The organism is Marinobacter sp. UBA2498 (assembly GCF_002341575.1).
GTDB classification, from domain to species: domain Bacteria; phylum Pseudomonadota; class Gammaproteobacteria; order Pseudomonadales; family Oleiphilaceae; genus Marinobacter; species Marinobacter manganoxydans.
Genome location: NZ_DDOI01000143.1, coordinates 456 through 3,505, shown reverse-complemented (window position 1 = coordinate 3,505; position 3,050 = coordinate 456). Strand labels below are relative to the sequence as shown.

The window sequence follows — 3,050 nt, the reverse complement described above, 5'->3', positions numbered from 1 at the left end:
GCACCATGCCACCGGAGGTCGCAGGTTCGTTGGCGTGGGAGGCGATAACCGCCTTCGGTTGCACGAGGTCATTGATTACGTAGGCGGCCTGTTTCGGTCCGGTGGTGAACGTATCACCGATGTTCATCACCACAAGTCCCGCACCGTAGTGATCCTTCACGACCAGCTTTTGCTCGGCAGTAATGCCAGTGTCACCGGACAGGTAGACCACCAGGCCGTTGGAGAACCTGAGCACGTAGCCCGTGGGTGGTCCGACACTGGCGCCAACACCCGCGGCAGCCAGATACTCTGCCAGTGGCCCGGTGAGGAACGAAGGCGATACGCCATTGCTGTGCACAGCCGGCACGGTCGTAATTGCCACTCCGCCAACCTCACGCTCGCCACCGAACCGAACCAACAGCGAGTTTGCAGGATCACCGCCGGCATCTTTCAGCTTGGCGGCAAAGAAGGCGGGCATTTCGCTACCCGTAACAATTTTTGAACCGTGTTTTACCGCAATATCAACAGTGTTGGATTGTGGCAATGTTGAAACGCCGGTGTCTGGAGATCCGCACGTGCCCTGATTGGTCTTGCTGATGCGCTGATCACCCACATGGTCCCCATGCATGTGGGAAACCAGAACAACATCAATTTTGCCCAGTCGGGGATCATCCGGACCGGCGACCGTTCTGCCGGCGTCATAGAGAATTCGGGTGCCATTGGGATCTTCAAAGACCAGCGCCCGGTCCCGGCCACAGAACTCACCATCGTGGCTTCCCAGGGGTGTGACTTTCACCACGTGGTCGTCGGCGGCAGCCGGCATAGCGGCGCCCACTAGCATACCGACTGACACTCCGGCAAAGGCCATCGTGTTGCGCAAACCTGCTCTGAACATGTTGTTCGTCCTCCCACTCGTTTTTTATTGGTACCGGTATTGATACGAACGACAATCCCGTTGATACCAGTTTAGGCGGCGGGAAGGTCAACGCGTGGGGATTGAGTCAGTGCGCTTGAATGAGGATCAGGCAGCGCGGGAGTCCGTCAGGATAACCCGCTGTTCCAGGCATGCCATCATGGGCGCCACCTGACGGATTTTCCGGGCCTCGGGCCAGAGCGCCTCTGCCTCGGCGAAACCCTGGCGGAGAAAGTTAAGCCATTGTTTGATACGACCGGTCACATAGCGGTCCTCAAGCCAGCCCTGAAGAACCGTAGCGTACTCACGAACCAGGGCGACAGCTTCCGGCCAGGTCATATCCGGCACCGTTTTGCCCTGCTGGCTGGCCTTGATCTGCCGGGCGAGGTCTGGCCGGGCGATCAGGCCACGGCCAATCATCACGTCATCGCAGCCGGACACCTCACGGCAACGCCAGTAGTCCGCGACACTCCAGATTTCGCCATTGGCAATTATGTGGGTTTTGACAGCTTCCCGGGCCCGGGCGATTTCCTCCCAATAGGCCGGCGGCTTATACCCGTCTACTTTGCTGCGGGCATGAATGACAATCTCTGCCGCGCCTGCCGCTTCCAATGCCTGGGCACAAGCCACACCCATGGATCGGTCGTCATACCCCAGCCGCATTTTGGCTGTGACCGGCACATGCGCTGGCACAGCCTGACGCACAGCAGCCACGATCTCATGCATAAGCTCCGGCTCGCGCATCAACACACAGCCACCCTTGTGCTTGTTGACCGTTTTGGCCGGGCAACCAAAGTTGATATCCACCTGGGTGGCGCCGAGTTCAGCCGCACGCACGCCGTGGCGCGCCATCTGGTGAGGGTCTGAACCCAGCAGCTGAACGGCAACGGGGGTGCCCACTTGAGTGAGCGACCGGTTGTACAATTCGGGGGCGTATTTGTAGAACACTCTCGGTGGCAGCATGCCATGGGTGACACGAACGAATTCCGTTACGCAACGGTCGATGCCGCCTACCCCGGTAAGGGTTTCACGGATGGGTGCGTCAACCAGCCCTTCCATTGGGGCGAGAATGATGCGCATGAGTGCTCCAGCAATTACAGGGTCTGTTCGGGGTGAGACTGATCAAAAATCAGACGGAGCGGATTGTAAGGAATTTGGCGGGAAGTTGATAGACGGACACCCCGAAACCGGGGTGTCCAATCGCTAGCTTACAGGTCTTATTCGACGTCGAACCGGTCGGCGTTCATGACCTTGGTCCAGGCTGCAACGAAGTCTTTCACGAACTTCTCTTCGTTGTCGTCCTGGGCATACACTTCTGCGTAGGCACGCAGGATCGAGTTGGAACCGAACACGAGATCAACACGGGTCGCAGTGAACTTGGTATTGCCACTGTTGCGATCCACGATGTTGTACGAGTTCTTGCCAGTCGGCTCCCAACGATTCGACATATCAGTCAGATTGACGAAGAAATCATTGGTCAACTGGCCAACGCGATCGGTGAATACGCCGTGCTTGGTGCCGCCGTAGTTGGTACCGAGCACCCGCATGCCACCCAGCAGGACGGTCATTTCAGGCGCTGTCAGTCCCATCAGTTGGGCACGATCCAGAAGCATTTCTTCCGGCTTGACCACGTAGTCCTTCTTCTGCCAGTTGCGGAAGCCATCCGCCAGCGGCTCCATCGGATCGAAGGATTCGGCATCCGTCATCTCGTCGGTAGCGTCACCACGTCCCTTCAAGAAGGGTACGTGAACCTCGTGGCCGGCTGCTTTGGCTGCCATCTCGATGCCAAGGTTACCGCCAAGCACGATAACGTCAGCAACGCTGGCGCCAGTGTCAGCCGAAATCTGCTCGTAAACCTTCAGCACCTTATCCAGACGATCGGGCTCGTTACCCTCCCAGTCCTTCTGGGGCGCCAGGCGAATCCGCGCACCGTTTGCACCACCACGCATGTCTGAGCCGCGGAAAGTACGGGCACTGTCCCACGCGGTGCAGATCAGCTCGTTCAGGCTCAATCCGGCCCCGGCAATCTTCTGCTTGACCACTTCCTCAATGTAATTGGTCTCGCCCTGGGGAACAGGATCCTGCCAGATCAGATCTTCATCAGGCACACCCGGTCCGATATAGCGGGACTTGGGCCCCATGTCGCGGTGGGTCAGCT

The 3,050-nt window shown here is 58.5% G+C and carries 3 protein-coding genes; all 3 read right to left on the bottom strand.

The features are described from left to right. Positions 1 to 874: MBL fold metallo-hydrolase (locus B2W52_RS19630; protein WP_286803948.1), on the bottom strand; the 874-nt coding region annotated here is incomplete at its 3' end. Positions 875 to 1,000: 126 nt separating this feature from the next. Beyond that, positions 1,001 to 1,972 (bottom strand): tRNA dihydrouridine synthase, encoded by a 972-nt coding sequence (locus B2W52_RS19625; protein ID WP_008171999.1) that lies wholly within the window; start codon positions 1,970 to 1,972, stop codon positions 1,001 to 1,003. Between the two features lie 137 nt (positions 1,973 to 2,109). Next, a partial coding sequence (locus tag B2W52_RS19620) for a peroxidase family protein (protein WP_349677089.1) occupies positions 2,110 to 3,050 on the bottom strand: 941 nt, incomplete at its 5' end.

Coding starts and splice junctions, on each gene's coding strand:
- B2W52_RS19625 (WP_008171999.1), bottom strand. CDS start 1,972: ATGCGCATCATTCTCGCCCCAATGGAAGGGCTGGTTGACGCACCCATC.